We start from the raw sequence: 20,793 nt of genomic DNA on the forward strand, positions 1-20,793 counted from the left end.
CGACGGGGGGCGATGATGCTGGGCCGATCCGCCCTTGCCCTTGGCCAACCCAATTTCCGTCGCTTCGTCGCCGCCCGCGCGGTCAACCTCGCGGGCACGACGATGGCCCCGGTCGCGCTCGCATTCGCGGTGCTGAGCATCGACGACTCCCCCAGCGCCCTCGGGGTCGTGCTCGCCGCCCACAGCATTCCGCTGGTCGCCCTGCTGCTGGCCGGCGGCGTGCTCGCCGACCGGGTCGGCCAGGCCACGGTGCTGCGGGTCAGCAACCTCCTCGCCGGGCTCAGCCAGGCGACGACGGCCACGCTGGTCATCACCGACAGCGCCCAGCTATGGCAGCTCGTCGCGCTCGCGGCGATCAACGGCACCGTCGCGGCCGCGGCCATCCCGGCGATGTCGAGCGTGGTGCCACAGCTGGTGACGTCGTCGCTGTTGCAGGAGGCGAACGTGGTGCTGGGGATGACCCGCGCCGCGATCGCGGTCCTGGGCCCCTCGATGGCCGGCGTCCTCGTGGTCGCACTCGGTCCGGGCTGGGCGCTGGCGGTGGACGCCTCGGCCTGGCTGGTCTCCGCAGCGCTGCTCACCCGGGTCCGGCTCCCCAGTCGGGCTCCGGGTCGCCGGTCCGCCTCGGTGGGAGCCGAGCTCCGCGAGGGGTGGGCGGTGGTGCGGAGCACGAGCTGGCTGTGGGTCGTCGTGCTGGCGCTGACCGTGCTGAACGCCATCCAGAGCGGGGCCTGGTCCACCCTGGGCCCCGGCCTCGCCGGCGCCACCCTCGGCCCCCAGGGCTGGGGCCTGGCGCTCTCGGCCTTCGCTGCGGGCCTGCTCGTCACGACGCTCGCGCTGAGCCGGATCAGCCTGCGCCGGCCGCTGCGCGCCGGCATGCTCGGCTGTGCCGTCTCCGGGCTGCCCATCGTGGCGCTGGGCTCGGGCCCCGACCTCGTGATGCTGGTGGTGGCCGCCTTCCTCGGTGGCGCCGGCATCGAGCTGTTCAGCATCGGCTGGCACCTGGCGATGCAGGAGAACGTCGCCGAGGAGGTGCTCGCCCGCGCGTACTCCTTCGACGCCCTGGGCTCCTTCGCCGCCCTCCCGGTGGGCCAGCTGCTCTTCGGCCCGCTCGGGCACGCGTTCGGGGTCCGGCGGGTGATCCTGCTCGGTGGGCTCCTCTACGTCGCGATCGCGCTGCTCACCCTGGCCAGCGCCTCGGTGCGCCACCTCAGCCGACGCCCCATTTCTGTGCCAGTGCCCTGATCACCCGCTCGTTGCGCGCCGTCGCGGGCCCGAGCAGCCGCTCCACCCGTGCCGCGTCCAGCCCGCTGCCCAGGTAGGTCGCCCCGACGAGGAGGTGCACCGCCCGCCCTCGCACGACCGCGCGGTGCTCGTCGTAGCGCAGCGCCTCGAGGGCAGCGACGCCGTCGGGGTCCGGGTCGTGCTTGAGCAGGCACACGTAGTGTCCGCCGCCCTCGGGCCCCGACGCGGCCAGCTCGGCGGCGTCCGCGGCGACGGTCGCGAGCTCGTCCGGGCGCAGGACGATGGTCGGCACCTCAAACCCGCGGTCGGCCAGGAAGACCCCCTCCAGCGCCTCCTCGACCCTGGTCCGCGAGCGCATCCGGGTGCTCAGCCGGACGTTGCCGGTCTGGATGTGCGTCTCGACGTCGCCGAAGCCAGCAGCGCCCAACGCCGCCCGGAGCTCGGCCATCGGGTACTTGCGCCGGGCACCGAGATTGATAGCCCGCAGGAACGCCAGATAGGTTGCCATCGGGTCATCGCCTCCGCCACGCGTTGATCTGGTCACTTCGCCGCGCCGCTGCGCGCCGGTTGGTCTAGGGTTATGCGCCATGACACCCCGCGCAATCACCTCCGCCTTCGCCATCACCGCACTCGCGACCGTGCTTGCGGGCTGCGCGAGCGACACCGACAAGGTCACCACCGACGCCGGCGTCGAGCTGATCAAGGACGGCAAGCTCACCGTCTGCACCCACATGCCCTACGAGCCCTTCCAGTACCAGGAGGGCGGCAAGGTGGTCGGCTTCGACGTCGACCTGATGAACCTGGTCGCCGAGGAGCTCGACCTCGAGCAGGACATCTTCGACACCCCGTTCGAGGGCATCGAGACCGGTCAGGCCATGTCGACGGGCAAGTGCGACATCGCCGCCGCCGGCATGACCATCACCGATGAGCGCTCCAAGGTGATGGACTTCGCGGACCCCTATTTCGACGCCACCCAGGCCCTGCTGGTGCCGGCCGGCTCCGACATCAAGTCCCTCGACGACCTCAAGGGCAAGTCGCTGGCGGTGCAGGTGGGCACCACCGGCCAGAAGTACGCGACCGAGAACGCCCCCGACGGCGTCGAGATCCGCGACTTCGAGGACCTGGCACTGCTCACCCAGGCGGTGAAGAACGGCCAGGTCGACGCGGGCATCAACGACAACACCGTGCTCTACGACTACGTCTCCAAGAACCCCCAGGTCGAGGTGGCCGCGGAGTTCGACACCGGCGAGCAGTACGGCTTCGCGGTGGCCAAGGACGGCAACGACGAGCTCATCGACGCCGTCAACGAGGTGCTCGCCAAGGCCAAGGACGACGGCACGTACGACAAGATCTACAAGAAGTACTTCGGCGACGCCCCGGCCAAGTGATGGCGATGAGCCCGCGCAAGCGCGCGCAGATCGTCCGGTGGATCCAGTACGCCATCCTGCTGGCGGTCCTGGGCGGCTTCGCACTGGTCGCCAACTGGGGCGAGCTGCAGCGCGCGTTCTTCGACGTCGACGTGATCCGGGAGATGTTCCCCGAGATCATCACGACGGCGCTGAAGAACACGCTGCTCTACACCGCGTGCGCGTTCGCGTTCGGGCTCGTCGTCGGCCTGCTGCTCGCGCTGATGCGGCTCTCCTCGGTGGGGCCCTACCGCTGGATCGCCACCGCGGTGATCGAACTCTTCCGCGGCGTCCCGGCGCTGGTGGTCTTCATCGCGTTCTACTACGGCATCCCGATCGCGTTCCCGGGTCGTGAGGTCCCCGGCGGCATCCTCGGCACGGTCACCGTGTCCCTCGGCCTGGTGGGCGCGGCGTACATGGCCGAGACGATCCGGGCCGGCATCCAGGCCGTGCCGAAGGGGCAGACCGAGGCGGCCCGCTCGCTGGGCATGTCGCACACCCGCTCGATGATCTCGATCGTGGTCCCGCAGGCGTTCCGGATCGTGCTGCCCCCGCTGACCAACGAGCTGATCCTGCTGACCAAGGACTCCTCGCTGGTCTACCTGCTGGGGCTGAGCACGACGACCCTGGAGCTGACCAAGTTCGGTCGCGACACGCTCAACCAGGAGAAGAGCATGACCGCCCTCCTCGCGGTCGGCGTCTGCTACCTCCTGATCACCGTCCCGTTGGCGATACTGGTGCGTCGCCTCGAAGCCCGCGCAGAGAAGGCCCGCTGATGAGTCATCCGACCACGAGCCCCATGCGCGAGGCGCACGCCGGCTCGGCGATCGACGTGATCGACCTGCACAAGTCGTTCGGTCTCAACGAGGTGCTCAAGGGCATCGACTTCCACGTCGACCAGAGCGACGTGGTGTGCGTGATCGGCCCCTCGGGCTCGGGCAAGTCCACGCTGCTGCGTTGCGTGAACCTGCTCGAGCAGCCCACCTCGGGACGGATCTTCGTCGAAGGCGTGGAGATCACCGACCCCGACGTCGACGTGGACGAGATCCGCAGCCGCATCGGCATGGTCTTCCAGTCCTTCAACCTCTTCCCGCACCTGTCGGTGCTCAGCAACCTCACCATCGCCCAGCGGCGCGTGAAGAAGCGCGGCAAGGAGGAGGCCGTCGCTATCGCCCGGCGCAACCTGGCCAAGGTCGGGCTCGCCGAGAAGGAGGACGCCTACCCGGCGCACCTCTCCGGCGGCCAGCAGCAGCGCGTCGCGATCGCTCGGGCGCTCGCGATGGACCCGGACATGATGCTCTTCGACGAGCCCACCTCGGCGCTGGACCCCGAGCTGGTCGGCGACGTGCTGGCGGTGATGAAGGACCTGGCCACCGAGGGGATGACGATGATGGTCGTCACCCACGAGATGGGCTTCGCCCGCGAGGTGGGCGACAAGCTGGTCTTCATGGACGGCGGCGTGATCCTCGAGCAGGGCGACCCCGCGGCGGTGCTGGCCGACCCCCAGCACGAGCGCACCCGGTCGTTCCTGTCCAAGGTGCTCTGAGCGCTCACAGGTTGCCGCGGGCCTCCTGCTCGCGCTCGATCGCCTCGAACAGGGCCTTGAAGTTGCCCTTGCCGAAGCCGAGCGAGCCGTGGCGCTCGATGAGCTCGTAGAAGACCGTCGGGCGGTCCCCCATCGGGCGGGTGAAGATCTGCAGCAGGTAGCCGTCCTCGTCGCGGTCGACGAGGATCCGGCGCCTGCGCAGCTCCTCGATGGGGACCCGCACCTCCCCGATCCGGGCGCGCAGCTCGGGGTCCTCGTAGTAGGAGTTGGGGGTGTCGAGGAACTCGATGCCGTTGCCGCGCAGGACGTCGACGCTGCGCAGGATGTCGTTGGTGGCCAGCGCGATGTGCTGGCACCCGGCGCCGTCGTAGAACTCCAGGTACTCGTCGATCTGCGACCTCTTCTTGGCCACGGCCGGCTCGTTGAGCGGGAACTTCACCCGGTGGTTGCCGCTGGCCACCACCTTGCTCATCAGCGCCGAGTAGTCGGTGGCGATGTCGTCGCCGATGAACTCGGCCATGTTGGTGAAGCCCATCACCCGGTTGTAGAAGGCCACCCACTCGTCCATCCGGCCGAGCTCGACGTTGCCGACGCAGTGGTCGACAGCCTGGAAGAGCCGCTTGGGGTGGCCCTCGCGGCGCTCCACCCGGGTACCGGCCGCGACGTAGCCGGGCAGATACGGACCCGAGTAGGCGGACCGGTCGACGAGCGTGTGCCGGGTCTCGCCGTACGTCGCGATCGCGGCGAGCCGGACCGTGCCGTGCTCGTCGGACTCCTCGTGCGGCTCGACGAGCACCGTCGCCCCGTGGGCGCGGGCATGGGCGATGCAGCGATCCACGTCGGGCACCTCGAGGGCGAGGTCTACGACGCCGTCGCCGTGCCGGCGGTGGTGGTCGAGCAGCGCGCTGTCGGGGGTGACGCCGCCGGTGAAGACGAAACGGGCCGAGCCCGAGCGCAGCACGTAGCTCTTGGAGTCCCGTACCCCGGTCTCCGGCCCGCGGTAGGCCTCGAGCTCCATGCCCAGCGCGAGCTGGTAGAAGGTGGCGCTCTGGGTCGCGTTGCCCACCACGAACCCGATCGCGTCCAGGGCGGAGACCGGGAACGGGTCCTGCGCCGGGTCATGCTCGACCAGGCCCACCAGCTCGCGCAGCTGCTCGAGGGTGAGCCCGGCGCGCAGCTCGTCCGCGGTCAGCTCGTGGTGCTCGGGCCGGTCCTGGCCGGGGCCGGTGTGCCGTGTCGTGGTCATGCGCGCCACCCTGACCGCGCCGCGCAGGCTGCGCAACAGTGCGTGCGGAGAGTGGGCAGTCTGCCCAGCCAGCGCCGGTTTCACTGCGCATCGGGTTGTCACCGTGCCCCGCCGGCACGAGGATGCCTGCATGGACGACCTCGACCACCGGCTGCTGGTGCTGCTCTGCGACGAGCCGCGGATCCCGATCCTCGAGGCGGCCCGGCGCCTCGGCGTCGCCCGCGGCACGGCGCAGGCCCGGCTGGACAAGCTCGTCGCCCGCGGCGTGGTGACCAGCTGGGGGCCTCAGCTGTCCACCGAGGCGCTCGGCTTCCCGGTCAGCGCGTTCCTCACCCTGGAGATCCGCCAGGACCCCACCCACGAGGGCGGCCACGACCGGGTCACCGCGCACCTGGCCCGCATCCCCGAGGTGCTGGAGGCGCACACGATCACCGGGGCGGGCGACCTGTGGTGCCGGGTCGTGGCGCGTTCGAACGCGGACCTGCAGCGCGTCATCGACCTCGTGCTCTCCGACGCGGCGATCACCCGCGGCTCCACCGTGATCGCCCTCGCCACCCAGATCCCGCACCGGGTGCTGCCGCTGGCCGCCGCCAGCCTGGGGCCCGCGGCGCCCTAGCCGAGTCGGCGGGCGACCTCGGCGGCGGCCGCCACGACACGCGTAGAGACCTGCGACTCCTCCAGGTCGCCCATGGTGACGATCCCGACGCTCGCCTCGAGTCCCGGCACGCCCGGCAGCGGCGCCGCCAGCCCGCGCGCACCGGGCTGCAGCTCACCGTAGGTCACCACGTGGCCGGCTCCGTCGGCCTCCCGGCCGGCCAGGATGGCCCGGCCGGCGGCCCCGAGGGTGAGCGGGTGCCGGGCCCCCACCCGGTAGGCGACGTGGAAGTCGGTCCACGACGGCTCCACGACCGCGAGCGCGAGCGCCTCCTCACCGTCGGCGACGCTGAGGTGGGCGGTGCAGCCGATCTCCTCGGCCAGCGCGCGCAGCACGGGCGTGGCCAGGTCGCGCAGCACGGGCTGGACGGCCGAGGCCAGGGTCAGCACGCCGAGCCCGACGTAGAGCCGGCCGTGGCCGTCGCGGCGGACCAGGGCGTGCTGCTCGAGGGTGCTGACCAGCCGGTAGACGACCGTGCGGTTCACCCCGAGCCGGCCCGCGAGCTGGGTGACGGTGAGTCCGCCCGGGGTCCCGGCCAGCACCGCCAACACCTGCAGCCCCCGGTCCAGCGTCTGGGAGGTCTCCGCCACCATGCGCCGAGTGTAGGGCGCGGGCGGTAGGACGCCCGGGGGAAGCGGGCTCAGGAGCTCTTGCGCAGCGCCCACTCCCGGATCCGGTCGATGCGCGCGTGCAGCTGCTCCGCGGTGGCGATCGCGGCCGCCGGTCCCCCGCACTCCTTGCGCAGCGCGGCGTGGGTAACGCCGTGCGGCTGGCTGGTGCGGTGGTACCAGGCGGCGACCAGGCCGTTGAGCTCGCGGCGCAGCACCGCCAGCTGCTCGTGGGTCGACACCTCGCTCACCGTGTCGGCCGCGGACGGCGCGGGCGCGCTCTCCTTCTGCTTGCGGGCCCGGTCGCTCTGTCGGGTCTGCAGCAGCTCGCGGACCTGGTCGGGCTCGAGCAACCCGGGGATGCCCAGGAAGTCCATCTCCTCGTCGGAGCCGACGTGCACCTCCCCGGCGTGGCCGAACTCGCCGCCGTCGTAGAGGACCCGGTCGAACGTGGCCTGGGAGCCGATCGCCTCGTAGGCGAACTCCAGCTCGGAGGAGGCCGACTCGCTGGCGTTGGCCTGCGCGAGCAGGTCGTCCTCGGCGGCGAAGATGTCGCCGTCCTCGCTGACCTTGCGCTGTAGGACGTGGTCGCGCTCGACCTCCATCTCCGAGGCGTGCCCGAGCAGCGACGGGACGGAGGGCAGGAACACCGAGGCCGTCTCCCCGCGCCGCCGGGCGCGGACGAAGCGGCCGACCGCCTGGGCGAAGAACAGCGGCGTCGAGATCGTCGTCGCGTACACGCCCACCGCGAGGCGCGGCACGTCGACGCCCTCGGAGACCATCCGGACCGCGACCATCCACCGGTCGTCGCTCTCGGTGAACGCGGCGATCTTCTTCGACCCCGTCTTCTCGTCCGAGAGCACCACCGTCGGTGCCTGGCCGGTGATCTGGCGCAGCAGCTTGGCGTAGGCGCGGGCGGAGTCCTGGTCGGAGGCGATGACCAGCCCACCGGCATCGGGCACGTGGCGCCGTACCTCCGAGAGCCGCTTGTCGGCGGCCTCGAGCACCGACGGCATCCACGAGCCCTGCGGGTCCAGCGCGGTGCGCAGCGCCTGCTGCACCAGGTCCTTGGTCATCGGCTCGCCGAGCCGGGCGGCCACCTCGTCGCCGGCGCTGGTGCGCCACTGCATCTCGCCGGAGTAGGCCATGAACAGCACCGGGCGCACCACGTGGTCGGCCAGCGCGTGGGCGTAGCCGTAGGTGAAGTCAGCCCGGGACCGGGGCACCCCGTCGGGACCGGGCTCGTAGGTGACGAACGGGATCGGGTTGATGTCGGAGCGGAACGGCGTGCCGGTCAGCGCGAGACGGCGCGCCGCCGGCTCGAACGCCTCGCGCACCCCCTCGCCCCAGGAGAGCGCGTCACCGGCGTGGTGCACCTCGTCGAGGATGACCAGCGTCTTGTAGTTCTCGGTGCGGATGCGCATGGCCAGCGGGTTGACCGCCACCCCGGCGTAGGTCACCGCGATGCCCACGTAGTCCTTGGAGGTCCGGCCCTTGCCGGCGGCGTACGTCGGGTCGATCGGGATCCCGGCCCGGGCGGCCGCCTGGGCCCACTGGGTCTTGAGGTGCTCGGTGGGAGCGACGATCGTGATCCGGTCGATGACCCGTCGGCTCAGCAGCTCCGCGGCCACGGTGAGCGCGAAGGTGGTCTTGCCTGCCCCCGGGGTCGCCACGGTGAGGAAGTCGCGCGGCGACTCCTCGAAGTACTTCGCCATCGCCGCCGACTGCCAGGCGCGCAGCGAGGGCGCGGTCCCCCACGCCGCACGCTCGGGGTAGGCCGGGGAGAGAGCCGGGGCAGGGACGGCGTCAGGCCGCCCCGTCACGCGTCCGGGCCCGAGCCGTCGCCGTCCTGCATGGACTCCCAGATCTCCTTGCACTCCGGGCACACCGGGTACTTCTCGGGAGCCCGGCTGGGGACCCACACCTTCCCGCACAGCGCGATCACCGGCGAGCCCATCACCATCGCCTCGGTCAGCTTGTCCTTGGGCACGTAGTGGGAGAAGCGCTCGTGGTCACCCGCGTCGGTCGGGACCGTGCGCCGGTCCTCGAGGACGTCGGTGTCGCCTGAAGAGAATCCGAAGGTGCTCACGACAGAGCAGTCTAGGTCAGTTCAGCTCGGGATCCACCGGCCGTGTGGAGTGCCAGGCCAGCTCGCCGGGCTGACGGCGCAGCACGTCGCGCCACAGGTCGCCGGTGTCGGTGCGGAACGCGTCGTCGGGATCACCCGGGACGACGTACCAGCTGCCCTCCTCCACCTCCGCGCGCAGCTGGTCCATCCCCCACCCGGCGTACCCCGCGAAGATCCGCAGGTCCGAGAGGCTCCCGTCGATCAGCTCCACGGGGGCGTCCAGGTCGATCATCCCGAGCGTGTCGAAGACCTCACGGAAGCCCACCGGAGCGTGCTCGGCGTCGCGCAGCCGCCCCACCGCCAGCGCCCCGTCGGTGCCGACCGGGCCCCCGCGGAAGAGCACCTCCGGCTCGATGACCACGTCGCTCCACCCCTCGAGCACGTCGGCGACCAGGACCGGCGTGGGCCGGTTGAGGACGACGCCGAGGGCGCCGTCGGGGCCCACGTCGAGCAGCAGCACGACGGTGTCGGCGAAGTTGGGGTCGATCAGGGCCGGGGTCGCCACCAGCAGCGTGCCCGCACGCAACTCGTCCATGCCTCCATCATGACGCGACCGCGAAGAATCATGACGCGACCGCGAAGAATCATGACGCGACCGCGAAGAATAGCGACGCCCCCGGCGAAGATGCGCCCCGCCCGACCTGAGGCGCCGGGCCCGGGCCCGCCCTAGACTGCGCGGATGAGCAAGCCCTCGGCACCGAAGCTGCTGCGTACCAAGGGCACCGCGGTCCCGGGTGCCAGCCGGCGCGCCCAGTACTCCGCCTCGACCAAGCGGGCGCTGGTCGAGGTGGCAGAGGAGCTCTTCACCGAGCAGGGCTACGCCGGCACGTCGCTGGACGCGATCGTGTCCGGCGCGCAGGTCACCAAGGGCGCGCTCTACCACCACTTCAGCGGCAAGCAGGCGCTCTTCGAGGCCGTCTTCGAGAAGGTCGAGACGGAGTCGTCGAAGACGATCCAGCGGGCCCTGCGCGGCGAGAGCGACCCGTGGGAGAAGTCGCTGGCCGGCCTGCGCGCGTTCCTCGCCGTGGTGCGTCAGCCCACCTACCGCAGGATCGTGATCCAGGAGGGCCCCTCGGTCCTCGGCTACGAGCGCTTCCGCGAGCAGGAGGAGCGCTCCACCTTCGCCAACGTCGTCGACATCGTCCGCGCCGTGCTCAGCGCGGGCACCTGGGACCTCGACGAGGAGATGCTGCAGACCTTCGCCAGGATCTTCTTCGGGGCGATGTCCTCGGCCGGCGAGTCGGTCTCCACCAGCGAGGACCCGCACGCGGCCAGCGCGCGCGTGGAGACCGCCATCGGCTTCATCCTGGCGGGACTGCGCGCGCTGGTCGACTCCGGGGTGGAGCTGCCCCGCACCGCCCCGGAGGCCTGAGCCTCACTTGAAGGTGACGTCGCCCCCGGTGGCCGGCACCAGCTCGATCCAGGTGTGCCCGGCCGGCACGGTGAGCTCGCCGGCCTTGGTGCGCAGCTTGAGCGCGCCGTCGAGGCCGGACTTGCTCCAGGTGCCGCGCACGGCACGCCCGCCGTGGAACAGCAGGGCCTCGCCCTTGCCCGAGAAGATCGTCTCGGGGACCGGGTTGCCGGCCATGTCCTTGTAGCCGGCGTCGCCGACCTTGACCCGGAGCACCAGCACGTTGTCGGCCGCGAAGTCGTCGCCGTCGGCGGCCAGCGAGCTCTCGTTGGTGTAGCCGCCCTTGGCGAACGACCAGTTCGTGGTGTGCCCACCGGAGAAGGAGGCCGACACGGTCGTGGCGGGCTGCCCCTTGGGGAAGTCCGCCTCCTCGCCCCAGGCCAGGTAGTCGTCGGGACGCGCCTCGTCGGCGTCGATGGCCTTGGCCACCGAGCCCAGGTCCGCGAAGACGTTGTACGGCGCGGAGCGGGCCGAGTCGCGGCTGATCCCGCGCGCGCCCTCCTCGAAGAAGGGGATGCCGGCCTTCTTGACCCGGGCGATCGTGACGCCGGCGGCACCGCTGGTGACCACCGAGCCGTCGACCGGGGAGACGATCCCGATGTCGCTGGCGCGCATCGAGCGGACCGGGCCCACCTTGTCGGGGAGCTTGGAGTAGAAGAACGCGGCCAGCCGGGTGCTCCCGCCCTCGACCAGCTGCTCGACCACGAGGTCCGCGGAGCCGAGGCCGAGCTGCGGGCTGCCCGAGGAGGTGTTGTCGATCTTGACGACCATCACCGGGTGGTCGCGCGTGGCCCCCTTGTCGCCCTTCGCGTCGAGCCCGGTCAGCGGCCAGACCGCGTTGAGGCTGGCCCCCTCCGAGACGTCCTGGCCCTTCGGCGGGCCGGACGAGTCGTCACCGCCGCCGCAGCCGGCGAGCATCGTGGTGGCGGCGACCAAAGCGACGACGGAGAGACGGACACGGTGCACGGGAAGCTCCTGCAGGATCGAGCGGGGAAGGGTTCTGAGCAAGTGTGCGGGCGCGCCACCCGACGTGGAGGGAGGCGCGCCCGCGGTGACGGGCGCGCTCAGCCGAGCTTGGCGCCGCCGTCCACGTAGAGCGTCTGGCCGGTGATGTAGGAGGCCTCGTCGCTGCACAGGAACGCGGCGGCGGCCGCGATGTCCTCGGGGAACCCGACCCGCTTGACGGGGTTGGCCTCCGCGTTGAGCTTGCGGAACTCCTCCACGTCCATCTTCAGCCGGGCGGCGGTGGCGTCGGTCATCTCGGTGGCGATGAAGCCGGGGGCGATGGCGTTGGCGTTGATCCCGAAGGGGCCGAGCTCGATGCCGAGCGTGCGGGTGAAGCCCTGGACGCCCATCTTGGCGGCGGAGTAGTTGGCCTGGCCGCGGTTGCCCAGCGCGGAGACGCTGGAGAGGTTGAGGATCTTGCCGTACTTCTGCGCCACGAAGTGCTTCTGGGCGGCCTTGGTCATCAGGAACGCACCCTTGAGGTGGACGTTCATCACGATGTCCCAGTCGTCCTCGGACATCTTGAACAGCAGGTTGTCGCGGGTGACGCCGGCGTTGTTGACGAGGATGTGGATGCCGCCGAGCTCCTCGACCACGCGGGCGATCGCGGCGTCGACCGAGGCGGCGTCGGCGACGTCGCAGCCGATCCCGATCGCCTTGGTGGCGCCGAGGCGGCCGGCGGCCTCGGCGGCGGCTGCCTCGTCGAGGTCGATGATGGCGACCGAGGCGCCCTCGTCCGCGAAACGCTGGGCGGTGCCGAAGCCGATGCCGCGCGCGGCTCCGGTGATGACTGCGACGCGACCGTCAAAACGACCCATGTGACTACACTCCTCGACGCTGGTGGGGTGGACCGATCGTCACTCTAGAGCCGCCCGCAGTCGTGCGGCGTACTCCCCCCGTTCCTCGGGCGAGGCGTAGCCGTGGCGAGGCCAGAAGAACCCGCGCAGCCCGTCGCCCTTGGTGCGCGGCACGACGTGCAGGTGCAGGTGCGGCACGGACTGGCTCACGGTGTTGTTGACCGCCATGAACGAGCCCTGCGCGCCCAGCCCCTCGACCATCGCGGTGGCCAGTCGCTGCCCGGCGGCCAGGAACGGGTCGCGCAGCGGCGCGGGCAGCTCGGGCAGCGTCTCGACGTGGGCGCGCGGCACCAGCAGCGTGTGGCCCTTGAAGACCGGGCGCTGGTCCAGGAAGGCCACCAGCTCGTCGGTCTCCAGCACCTTCTCGGCCGGGCTCTCCCCCGCCGCGACGGCGCAGAACACGCAGCTCATCAGTGGCACACCCCGGCGCACCGCGGCGCCCGCAGGACCCGGCCGCTGGCGGTGATCGCGTCGAAGTGGTGGCTGTCGCCGGTGCCGTAGGTCCAGCGCAGCCCGTGCCGGTCCAGCAGCCGGACCACCTGGTGGCTGCGCGAGCGCCAGGCCACCCGGGCGTGGCTGCGGCTGTGCCACCAGGTGTTGGGCACCAGGCCGGTGCGCGAGCGGTAGGGGTTCTCCCACGGGTTGATGTCCACCGAGCGTCCGTAGGAGTGCGGCGAGCGGACCCCGGGCTTGTTGACGACGTCGCGGCAGTTGAACGCCGAGCTGTTGCCGGCCGCCATCGAGGCGTAGTCGTTGCCGCCGCGCAGCTTGCGCGAGTAGCCGAAGCGGTCCACGCGGTACATCGAGCGGATCGGCAGCTTGGCGTCGTACATCGCGCGCAGCGCCCGGGCGACGCGCTCGGCGGCCGAGGCGGCCACGATCATCTCGCCGCGACGCCGGTAGCCCTCGTAGTCCCAGTAGTTCACCCGCAGGTGGCGCAGCCCGGCGCGCCCGACCGGGCAGCCGCGGCGCCAGGAGACCCCGCGCATCTGCCTCCACACCTTGGTGGAGATGGTGCTCACCGTGGGGTTGGCGCCGACGCCGACGGCGTGCGGCTGCTTGGGCAGCGTGCGGCGCGGCTTGGGTGCCTTGGCCGGCAGGGTGACCGGGACGCCGGGGGCCACGTTGTCGATGGCGAGGACCCCGCTGGTGTCGCCGCTGACCCAGTCCAGCCCGTCGGCGACGGCGCGCCACCGGCTGTCGCTGCGCGGGGTGAGCGAGACGGTGGCCTGGCCCTGGGCGTCGGTGCGCACCTGCGTGTGCGCGCGCCACGTCCCGCCCGCCCGGGTCTGGACCCGCACCGGGCCGCTGACCGGCTCGCCGTTGCCGCTGACCCAGCGCAGCCGCAGGACGGCCGAGCGCTCGTCGACGACCCGGCCCGGGCCGGACAGGGTCAGGGTGCTCCCCCGCTTCACGAGCGCGACCTGGACCGGTGCGGACGTCGAGGGCGCGTACGTCGCGTCCCCGGCGTAGCGGACCCGGAAGACGTTGTCCGCGACGACGCGCGACATCGTCGCGTGGGCCGTGGCGCGCCCCTCGGCGTCGGTGACCGCGTCGCTGGCCACCGGTTCCCAGACGCCGCCCACCCGCCGCTCCACGCTCAGCGGAGCCCGGCCGATCGGCCGCCCGTCGGTGCCGGTCAGGCGCAGGCTCAGCGTGCTCGCAGCGCCGGCCGCGGCGGCGGTCCCGCTCAGCGACGCCGTGGTCGCCTCGGGCATCGCCGCGTGGGCGGTCAGGGGGGTCAGGGGCAGCAGGGCGAGCAGCAGCAGGCTCCACAGAGCAGGGCGGAGCCGGGGGCGCGATGACATGGTTCTCCCGAGAGCAGGGGCAGGTGCCGGGTCATTGTGCCGGTCCAGACCACCGGCTGCCAGCGCGGGCGGCTCAGTACGGGGTGGTGCGGGCGATCGCCAGTGCCCGCCTCATCACGAACGGGTCCGCCTGCATGTGCAGCCACGGCCGGCCGAACCACAGGTAGCCGTCGACGTGCGTCAGCGCCTGTGCGCGCTCGGTGGCGCTCAGCCCCCACCGCGGGTTGGCCACGTCGGTGGTCGGCGGGATGCCGAGCGTCACGCAGTGGGTCTGCGTCCTGGTCCGGCAGGTGTCGGCGTTGTCGGGGTGCGAGCCGACCGCATCGCCGAACAGGAAGGGCCGCCCGTTCTGGGCGGTGTTGATCACGAAGTGCTTGCCCGGGACCCCACGCCTGGCCAGTTCGGCGACCAGCCGGGTGCCGAAGGCGATGTCGCTGGCGGTGGAGACGTAGTGGGTGGAGTTCAGCGCGAAGCCACGCACGTGCTGGATGCCGGCGGGCATCAGGATCCGGGCGGCCTCGGCCGGGTCGTCCTTGGGCCAGTCGGAGGCGCCGGCGTCGATGTAGACGCTGGTGTGCGGCAGCGCCGCCAGCTTCCTGGCCGCGTAGCCGATCAGCCGCGAGGGCAGCCGGGAGCCGCGCGGGGCGCACAGCGCGAACGGGCCGTCCGGCTGCAGGATGATCGCCGCGTGGGTCTCGCCGACGGCGGCCGCGAAGCGGTTGATCCAACGCCGGTAGCTTTTCTGCTGGGCAGCGCTCGGGAGCCGCTTGCAGGCGGCGTGCTCCCACGGCACCATCCGGAAGATGGTCATCTGGACCATCACCTCGGGGTCTCCCCCGGTGGAGTTGGCGATGTAGTCGCGCACCTTCGCGCCGATCTGGGCATCGGGGATCCAGGCGCCGAACCACTTGGCCTTGGGGCGCAGTGCGATCTTGGCGAGCAACTGCTTGCGCTTCCCGGTCGCCTTCACGTAGGGCCGCCACGCCTGGTCCGCGTTGCCCTTGTAGACGCCCCACGGGCGACCGGCCAGCGGGTTGTCAACGGCCTGCGCACGCGTCGCGGCCGGAGCCTCGCCGCGGGGTGCGGACGAGGACGCCGGCGCGCCGGTCATGGCGCACGCCAGGACGAGCCCGGCGACCAGGGTGAGCAGCGCGGCGCGCGGGCGCGACGTCGTACGGCGGCGAGACAGGGGCATGCTCTCGACGGTAGGCGACGGCGCTGCGCCCGCGCAGCCTTCCGACTCAGACGCTGGACGCGCGCCGGGCCTCGTCCTCGTCCACCTTGGACGCCAGGTCGACCGTGCGCCGGGCGTTGGCCAGCGAGGTGGCCACCACGGTGCCCAGCGGACCGCTGCGGTCGAAGACGGCAGCGGCGCCGACCGCGATCCCGGCACGCTCCACGCGGTCCAGCGCCGAGAGCCCGATCTCCACGCCGACCGGCTCGCGCACCAGCGTCAGCGTGATGTCGGTGTTGATGTACTCCACTCCCCTGGTCCCCCAGTTGCTGACCAGGTTGATCCCGTCCGCGCAAGCCGCGACGGCCTGGAACGGCGTGACCGGCTCGGAGTCCACCACCGCGAGCGCGGTGGTCCACGACTGCTTGTGCGAGGCGTTCTGGTGGGTGCGGAAGTCCTGCGACCAGCCGGCGTCACTGTGCAGGAACGGGACCCGGGGCTCCTCGGAGGGCGGCACCACGTCGGCGGGCGGGGCCAGCGGCCGCTCGGCCGGGCTCCAGACCTCGCCCGCGGCGCTCTCGGTGGGCTTGAGGAACAGCGCGCTGGCCCGCGCGGCCGGACGCCCGCCCTGGGTGAGGACGGCGTCGATCAGGCACAGTCGCGGCCCCTCGCGGACCACCTCGGCGGTGACCAGGCACGGCGCGGTGGTGACGGCGCGGAACAGGTCGGCGGTGTAGCGCGCCGGCTGGAGGTCGGCCCTGCCGGTCTGGCCCAGGCACCGCTCGGCCGCCCGGGCGAGGGCTCCGCTGACGGCTACGCCGTGGACGTGGTCGGCGCCCCAGCCGCTGAGCGCGACCTCGGTGGGCACCAGGGCGTCGCCGTCGAGGCGGAAGTAGGTGAGATCCATGGGCGCATCCTGCCCGATCCGGGCACAACGGTCCGCGCAGAGGGGACCTTGTGCCGCGGGCGGGGCGCGCGGACCCGGGAGATCGTGGCGTTATGACGATCACGGGGGCCCCCATGCTGGCTGCGCTGGCGCTCGGCCTGAGCCTGACGCTCACCGGCTGCGCCGGCGAGAGCGACGAGCCGACGTCCGCGGCACCGGACCGCGCCGAGCAGGTGCTGGCCGAGCACGACCTGGCGGGGATGGACACCGCCGAGGTGATCGACCACCTCGACCGGCTCGGCGGCGACGACCGGCCCACCGACCTGATGGCCTCGGTGCGTCCCGACGAGCTGGTGCTCACCTCGGGTGACGACGAGGTGTCCCTGGCGGTCGCCGACGACCGCTTCTACCTGTCGGTGGCGCCGTACGTCGACGAGACCCACGAGTGCTTCAACCACTCGCTGACGACCTGCCAGGGCGAGCTGTCGGAGTCCGAGATCGAGGTCGAGATCGTCGATGCGGACGGGAAGGTGCTGGTGGCCGAGACGCGGACCACGTTCGCCAACGGGTTCACCGGCTTCTGGCTGCCTCGCGACATCGAGGCGACGCTGCGGGTCAGCTACGACGGGCGCAGCGGCGAGGCCGACGTGGCCACCGGGCCGGACGACCCCACCTGCCTGACCACGCTGCAGCTCGCCTGAGCGCCCGGGGAGACCGGGCGCCCAGGCGAGGGCGTCAGCTGCGGCGCCCGATCTCGCGCTCGGTGTCCGCGCGATCCAGCTCGCGCTCGAGCTCCATCTCCAGCTCTCGCTCCAGCTCGAGCTCCAGGTCGTCGCTCTCCGAGGACTTCTTCGGGCGCTCGGGGCGGTAGCGCGGGCCCATCGGAGCCGGCGCCAGGGCCTTCGCACGGTTCAGCCACGGGTCGACCACCGCGAAGTTGAGCAGCAGGGCGACCGCGCCCCAGATCCCGATCACCAGCAGGTTGCCCTCGACGCCGACGCCGTCGAAGTAGACCAGCGAGCGGGCGATGTCCACGGCCGCGGGCAGCGGCAGGACGTCGGCGAGGGGACGGAACATCTCCGGGACCATGTAGAGCGACAGGCCGCCGCCGGAGGCGGGCACACCGGCCAGCATGACCACGATCATCACCGGCACCAGGGCGCCGAGCCCGAGGACCCGGATCAGCACGGCGCTGGCCCAGGCGACCGAGAAGACGGTGATCGACCCGAAGGCGATCATCTCGAGCGCATAGCCGTTGACCGCGCCGATCAGCACGTCGTAGAGGAACCACAGCCACACCGAGATGCCCACCGACCAGCCCGCGACCAGCGGGAGCAGCTGACGGGTGCGGGTCAGGTCGGGCGCTCCGCCGCGCATCACCGCGAAGAAGAGGAAGCCGGCCATGATCCAGCCCATCCCGACGTACATGCTGTTGGCGCCACCGGCGTCGTCGTCGGTGAGCGGGGCGATGTCGTCGCTGGCCAGCTCGACTCCGCTGCCGGCCGCGACCGAGGAGAACATCTGGGTGACAGCCGACTGCTGGCTGGCACCGGCGCCGCCGGCCGTGATCAGCGTGGCGGGTGCGTCGGCGGCGGTGGGCAGCACGTACGCCGCCACCAGCTCCTGGCTGCCGATCAGCTCCTCGGCCTCCGCGGCGGACTCCACCACCCGCAGGTCCAGGTACGCGCCGAGGTCCGGCTCGAGACCGGCCACGACCTGGTCGGCCTGGGCGGGCTGACCCACCACGGCGACCGGCATGTCGTGGACCTCGGGCTGGTGCATCGACAGGCTCATCACCGTCACCACGGTGACCACGATGCTGAGCGGGAAGAGCGCGACCGCGATCAGGCGGGTGCGGTAGCGCCGCACCGGACCACCGGACAGCGCCGGGAGCGGCGCGTCGGGCTCGGTGTAGAGCGGCCCGCCGACCACCAGGTGGCCGGAGCGACGCTCCTTGAGCACCGACAGGCCCACACCGACGACGAGCCAGAGGACCAGGGTCAGCAGGTGCCCGCCGAAGCCGGCACCGTCGAAGTAGATCGCCGAGCGCAGCGCCTCACCGGCGGCCGGGAGCGGCAGGACGCCGTTCAGCCACTGGATGAACTCCGGCATCGTGTGCACCGAGAGCGCGAGGTTGGAGGACGGGACGCCGAAGACGACCAGGAGCAGCATGCCCAGCAGCACCGCGAACGGGCCGAGCACCTTGGTGAACAGCAGCTGGACGTTCGCGACCGCGACCGTGGCCAGCGTGCCGACCCCCAGGAACAGCGGGAAGTGCCCGTCGACGGCGCCGACGATCGGGTCCAGGATCAACCAGATCAGCGAGCTGGTCAGCACACCCCAGCCGATCGAGAGCGGCAGGAAGCGGCGGACCCGGAGCAGGTTCGGGGTGCCCATCAGCAGGCCGCTGAGCGGCACGTAGCCGGCGAGCATCATGCCCATCGCGGCGAACAGCACCATGGTCCCGGATCCGTCGCCCTCGGGCAGCGGCTCGATGTCGACGGTGTCGACACCCCAGGACTCGGCGACGGCGGCCGAGGTCAGCGTCTGGTCGACGAGCGTGGCCTGCGACGCGCCGCCGGCCATCGCCCGCAGGACCTTGGCCTTGGCGCCACGCTCGGCCGGGACGGTGATCGCTCCCGCGATCTCCTGCTCACCGATGAGCTCCTCGGCGTCGGACGCGTCGTCGAGCAGGCGCACCTCGAGTCCGCCGTCGGAGCCTGACTCGAGCTTGTCGGCGAACCGCTCGGCGGCGGCGCCCTGACCCACGACGGCGACCGGCAGGTCGCGCGGGTGCGGGTCGTGCATGGTCCCCATGTAGGTCGCGTACATCATCGTGATGATCAGGAACGGCATCACGAAGAGCGCGATCAGCCGACCCTTGCGCTCGGCGGAGCTCTCCGGCGGCGGTGGCGGATACTTCGCGTCGGCCGGACCTGACTGGTCCGGGGTGGCGTCGGTGTTCGTGGGCAAGGTCGGTCTCCTCGTGCGGCGCCCCGTGCAGGGGTCGCGGCAGGTGTATCGGCAGAGCTCGGTCGGGCGGAATGTGCAATACTAAGCCACGTGGCTTAAAACGCCGAAATGACATCCTCGGGATGAGACGACGCACCGATCGAGAGGAACCCCATGCCGCGTCCGGACGCCCGGCAGCCCCTCCTGGATGCCGCCGAGCGGCTCTTCGCCGAGCACGGCATCGCCACCGTCTCGGACCGTCAGGTGGCCGAGGCCGCGGGCAACAGCAACCACTCCGCCGTCCGGTACTACTTCGGCGGGCGTCCCGGGTTGATCCAGGCGCTCCTCGAGCGGCACTACGCGTCGGTGGAGGCGAACCAGGCGCAGATGTTCGAGTGCTCCGAGTCCCTGCTCGGGGACGTCCGGGCGCTGGTCATCCCGCTCACCGACGCGTTCGCCGAGCTCCCGACCCCGTCGTGGCGCGCGCGGTTCCTGCGCCAGGCACTGACCGACCCGTCGACCGCGGACCTGATGCGCCACCGCGTGGGCGGGCAGTACGTGACCTCGACACGCATCGTCGCCTCGGCCGCGGACCGGCTCGCGGACCTTGACCGGTCGGTGATCGAGTCACGGGCCAGGCTCATGGCGCACCTCGTCTCCACCGCCTGCGCCGAGATCGAGGAGCGCGCGGAGCGCTCCGGCGAGCCCGCCCGCTGGAGCGAGGCCGGCGCGTTCCTGTGCGACGCGATCGCCGGGCTCCTCCAGGCCCCGATCAGCAGCTAGCGCCGCTCAGCCGCCCTCGCGACCGTCGGTCGCTCGAACAGCTGGAGTACCCCCGCCACCGCGAAACACGCGGACCCGACGAAGGTCCCCCAGTTCGCCAACCCCGGATCCAGGTCGGTGGAGGTGGAAGGGAGTGTGAACGAGGCGACCCCGGCCACGAAGAAGATGATCGACCCGAGCTGGTTCACCGCGACGATCCACCAGCCGAGGTCGTTGACGACCCGCCAGATCCGACCGTGTCCCACCTCCACGAGGGCGAGGTGGCCCGAGACCAGGAAGCAGACACAACCGACCATGTCGGGCAACCAGATCCCGCCGTCCTTCTGACGTGGAGTGAGGCCCGAGGCGAAAGCCGCGACGAGGCTGGCACCGAAGAGCAGGGTGCCGACGAACAGCACGGCCGCGCTGAGCCAGCCGATCTGTCGCGCCTCGACGGTGAACCAGCGCCATCGGGGCGAGGAAAGCGAGCCGCGCTCGTCGATCTCGGTGGGCGTGTTGGAGGCCTGCAGCAGCGACACGTAGCCGCCCACACTGAAGAGCACTCCCCCGACGAGATAGACCGCGTCGACGTCCCACACGGTCCCGCTGCCCAGCTGCGCCAGTAGCGCACCGATCGCGAAGAGTGCCCCACCGAGCGCGAAGGACGTGGCGGCCACCCGGTTGGCCCGATCCAGCAGGCGTGCAGTCGTCGGATCCGCCTCCACGAAGCCGGCGCTCCTACCCGTAGCGTCGAGCAACTCCATCCGGCCACGACGCCGGGCCGATCGCGACGCCCAGCGGGCCATGGTGCCGTCGGGAGCACGCCAGGTGACCCGGGTCGTGAAGCCGCCGGACCGCTCGACCTGGTTCAGCGCCCAGCGCCCGGGGTGCGCACGTGGGGCATCCGGTGGTGGTGCGGGCTGCTCCGCCATGGCATCGACTCTAGGGCGAGACGCGGCGAATGCGTAGCGAAGTAAATGCACGTAGAGGCCATCACTGACCCGTGGGTCTGTGATGGCCTCTACGTTGAAGTGTTGTCCGGCGGCGTCCTACTCTCCCACAACCTCTCGATTGCAGTACCATCGGCGCTGTGAGGCTTAACTT

Annotated in this window: 22 protein-coding genes and 1 rRNA gene; 8 read left to right on the forward strand and 15 right to left on the reverse strand. The window is 71.7% G+C overall.

Annotation, left to right across the window (positions count from 1 at the left end; all coding sequences use genetic code 11):
• Nucleotides 1-15: 15 nt before the first annotated feature.
• A complete protein-coding gene (locus tag AC6EH9_RS15435) occupies nucleotides 16-1,245 on the forward strand; it encodes an MFS transporter (RefSeq protein ID WP_498424335.1) in 1,230 nt (409 codons plus the stop codon).
• Here AC6EH9_RS15435 and AC6EH9_RS15440 read toward each other — a convergent pair.
• On the reverse strand, nucleotides 1,211-1,753 hold the full coding sequence (locus AC6EH9_RS15440; protein ID WP_498424337.1) for a DUF1697 domain-containing protein: 543 nt from the start codon (nucleotides 1,751-1,753) through the stop codon (nucleotides 1,211-1,213). The two genes, AC6EH9_RS15435 and AC6EH9_RS15440, sit on opposite strands and share 35 nt — an antisense overlap.
• A gap of 79 nt (nucleotides 1,754-1,832) precedes the next feature.
• Between AC6EH9_RS15440 and AC6EH9_RS15445 the strand changes: the two genes are divergently transcribed.
• From AC6EH9_RS15445 to AC6EH9_RS15455, 3 genes are read left to right on the forward strand one after another with little or no spacing between them, the layout of a single operon-like run.
• Entirely contained in the window at nucleotides 1,833-2,633 is an 801-nt protein-coding gene (locus AC6EH9_RS15445) for a basic amino acid ABC transporter substrate-binding protein (RefSeq protein WP_498424339.1), read from the forward strand.
• 5 nt (nucleotides 2,634-2,638) lie between these two features.
• The gene (locus AC6EH9_RS15450) at nucleotides 2,639-3,427 is read left to right on the forward strand and encodes an amino acid ABC transporter permease (RefSeq protein WP_498424340.1); all 789 of its coding nucleotides are present in this window, start codon (nucleotides 2,639-2,641) and stop codon (nucleotides 3,425-3,427) included.
• A complete protein-coding gene (locus AC6EH9_RS15455) occupies nucleotides 3,427-4,197 on the forward strand; it encodes an amino acid ABC transporter ATP-binding protein (RefSeq protein WP_498424341.1) in 771 nt (256 codons plus the stop codon). Before AC6EH9_RS15450 ends, AC6EH9_RS15455 begins: the two co-directional genes overlap by 1 nt.
• Nucleotides 4,198-4,201: 4 nt before the next feature.
• Here the strand turns inward: AC6EH9_RS15455 and hppD are convergent, their stop codons facing one another.
• Nucleotides 4,202-5,443 carry a 4-hydroxyphenylpyruvate dioxygenase gene (gene hppD / locus AC6EH9_RS15460; protein ID WP_498424343.1) on the reverse strand — a complete coding sequence of 414 codons (1,242 nt, stop codon included), beginning with the start codon at nucleotides 5,441-5,443 and terminating at the stop codon, nucleotides 4,202-4,204.
• A gap of 130 nt (nucleotides 5,444-5,573) precedes the next feature.
• On the opposite strand from hppD, the gene AC6EH9_RS15465 reads away from it, so the two are divergent.
• Nucleotides 5,574-6,059 (forward strand): Lrp/AsnC family transcriptional regulator, encoded by a 486-nt coding sequence (locus AC6EH9_RS15465; protein WP_498424346.1) that lies wholly within the window; start codon nucleotides 5,574-5,576, stop codon nucleotides 6,057-6,059.
• Here the strand turns inward: AC6EH9_RS15465 and AC6EH9_RS15470 are convergent.
• The 4 genes from AC6EH9_RS15470 to AC6EH9_RS15485 are packed head-to-tail and all read right to left on the reverse strand — an operon-like array spanning nucleotide 6,056 to nucleotide 9,369.
• Complete coding sequence (locus AC6EH9_RS15470) at nucleotides 6,056-6,691, reverse strand: IclR family transcriptional regulator (RefSeq protein ID WP_498424347.1); 636 nt, start codon at nucleotides 6,689-6,691, stop codon at nucleotides 6,056-6,058. The genes AC6EH9_RS15465 and AC6EH9_RS15470 overlap by 4 nt on opposite strands.
• A gap of 47 nt (nucleotides 6,692-6,738) precedes the next feature.
• A complete protein-coding gene (locus AC6EH9_RS15475; protein ID WP_498424349.1) occupies nucleotides 6,739-8,529 on the reverse strand; it encodes a DEAD/DEAH box helicase in 1,791 nt (596 codons plus the stop codon).
• The gene (locus AC6EH9_RS15480; protein ID WP_498424350.1) at nucleotides 8,526-8,795 is read right to left on the reverse strand and encodes a DUF3039 domain-containing protein; all 270 of its coding nucleotides are present in this window, start codon (nucleotides 8,793-8,795) and stop codon (nucleotides 8,526-8,528) included. Before AC6EH9_RS15480 ends, AC6EH9_RS15475 begins: the two co-directional genes overlap by 4 nt.
• Nucleotides 8,796-8,811: 16 nt before the next feature.
• Nucleotides 8,812-9,369 (reverse strand): YqgE/AlgH family protein, encoded by a 558-nt coding sequence (locus AC6EH9_RS15485; protein ID WP_498424351.1) that lies wholly within the window; start codon nucleotides 9,367-9,369, stop codon nucleotides 8,812-8,814.
• 144 nt (nucleotides 9,370-9,513) lie between these two features.
• On the opposite strand from AC6EH9_RS15485, the gene AC6EH9_RS15490 reads away from it, so the two are divergent.
• Complete coding sequence (locus AC6EH9_RS15490; protein ID WP_498424352.1) at nucleotides 9,514-10,206, forward strand: TetR/AcrR family transcriptional regulator; 693 nt, start codon at nucleotides 9,514-9,516, stop codon at nucleotides 10,204-10,206.
• A 3-nt stretch (nucleotides 10,207-10,209) separates the two neighbouring features.
• Here the strand turns inward: AC6EH9_RS15490 and AC6EH9_RS15495 are convergent, their stop codons facing one another.
• The 6 genes from AC6EH9_RS15495 to AC6EH9_RS15520 form a co-directional block, all read right to left on the reverse strand.
• Nucleotides 10,210-11,211 (reverse strand): DUF3048 domain-containing protein, encoded by a 1,002-nt coding sequence (locus tag AC6EH9_RS15495; RefSeq protein ID WP_498424354.1) that lies wholly within the window; start codon nucleotides 11,209-11,211, stop codon nucleotides 10,210-10,212.
• 98 nt (nucleotides 11,212-11,309) lie between these two features.
• On the reverse strand, nucleotides 11,310-12,068 hold the full coding sequence (locus tag AC6EH9_RS15500; protein ID WP_498424355.1) for an SDR family NAD(P)-dependent oxidoreductase: 759 nt from the start codon (nucleotides 12,066-12,068) through the stop codon (nucleotides 11,310-11,312).
• A 39-nt stretch (nucleotides 12,069-12,107) separates the two neighbouring features.
• Entirely contained in the window at nucleotides 12,108-12,518 is a 411-nt protein-coding gene (locus AC6EH9_RS15505) for an HIT family protein (RefSeq protein WP_498424356.1), read from the reverse strand.
• Nucleotides 12,518-13,915, reverse strand: coding sequence for a M15 family metallopeptidase (locus AC6EH9_RS15510; RefSeq protein WP_498424357.1), 1,398 nt, complete (start codon nucleotides 13,913-13,915; stop codon nucleotides 12,518-12,520). The genes AC6EH9_RS15505 and AC6EH9_RS15510 overlap by 1 nt, the downstream gene beginning before the upstream one ends.
• 73 nt (nucleotides 13,916-13,988) lie before the next feature.
• The gene (locus AC6EH9_RS15515; protein ID WP_498424358.1) at nucleotides 13,989-15,110 is read right to left on the reverse strand and encodes a glycoside hydrolase family 6 protein; all 1,122 of its coding nucleotides are present in this window, start codon (nucleotides 15,108-15,110) and stop codon (nucleotides 13,989-13,991) included.
• Between the two features lie 46 nt (nucleotides 15,111-15,156).
• Complete coding sequence (locus AC6EH9_RS15520; protein ID WP_498424360.1) at nucleotides 15,157-15,996, reverse strand: acyl-CoA thioesterase domain-containing protein; 840 nt, start codon at nucleotides 15,994-15,996, stop codon at nucleotides 15,157-15,159.
• Between the two features lie 92 nt (nucleotides 15,997-16,088).
• Between AC6EH9_RS15520 and AC6EH9_RS15525 the strand changes: the two genes are divergently transcribed.
• Nucleotides 16,089-16,676 carry a CueP family metal-binding protein gene (locus AC6EH9_RS15525; protein WP_498424362.1) on the forward strand — a complete coding sequence of 196 codons (588 nt, stop codon included), beginning with the start codon at nucleotides 16,089-16,091 and terminating at the stop codon, nucleotides 16,674-16,676.
• Nucleotides 16,677-16,710: 34 nt separating this feature from the next.
• Here AC6EH9_RS15525 and AC6EH9_RS15530 read toward each other — a convergent pair whose 3' ends face one another.
• Nucleotides 16,711-18,948, reverse strand: coding sequence for a hypothetical protein (locus tag AC6EH9_RS15530; RefSeq protein WP_498424363.1), 2,238 nt, complete (start codon nucleotides 18,946-18,948; stop codon nucleotides 16,711-16,713).
• A gap of 153 nt (nucleotides 18,949-19,101) precedes the next feature.
• Between AC6EH9_RS15530 and AC6EH9_RS15535 the strand changes: the two genes are divergently transcribed.
• Nucleotides 19,102-19,710, forward strand: a complete 609-nt coding sequence (locus AC6EH9_RS15535; RefSeq protein WP_498424365.1) for a TetR/AcrR family transcriptional regulator — start codon at nucleotides 19,102-19,104, stop codon at nucleotides 19,708-19,710.
• Here AC6EH9_RS15535 and AC6EH9_RS15540 read toward each other — a convergent pair.
• Nucleotides 19,707-20,621: a hypothetical protein gene (locus AC6EH9_RS15540; RefSeq protein ID WP_498424366.1), complete on the reverse strand. Its 915-nt coding sequence runs from the start codon at nucleotides 20,619-20,621 to the stop codon at nucleotides 19,707-19,709. The genes AC6EH9_RS15535 and AC6EH9_RS15540 overlap by 4 nt on opposite strands.
• Before the next feature lie 104 nt (nucleotides 20,622-20,725).
• Nucleotides 20,726-20,793 (reverse strand): 5S ribosomal RNA (gene rrf / locus AC6EH9_RS15545); the annotation flags it as partial.

Source organism: Nocardioides sp. Z21_20 (assembly GCF_059766585.1).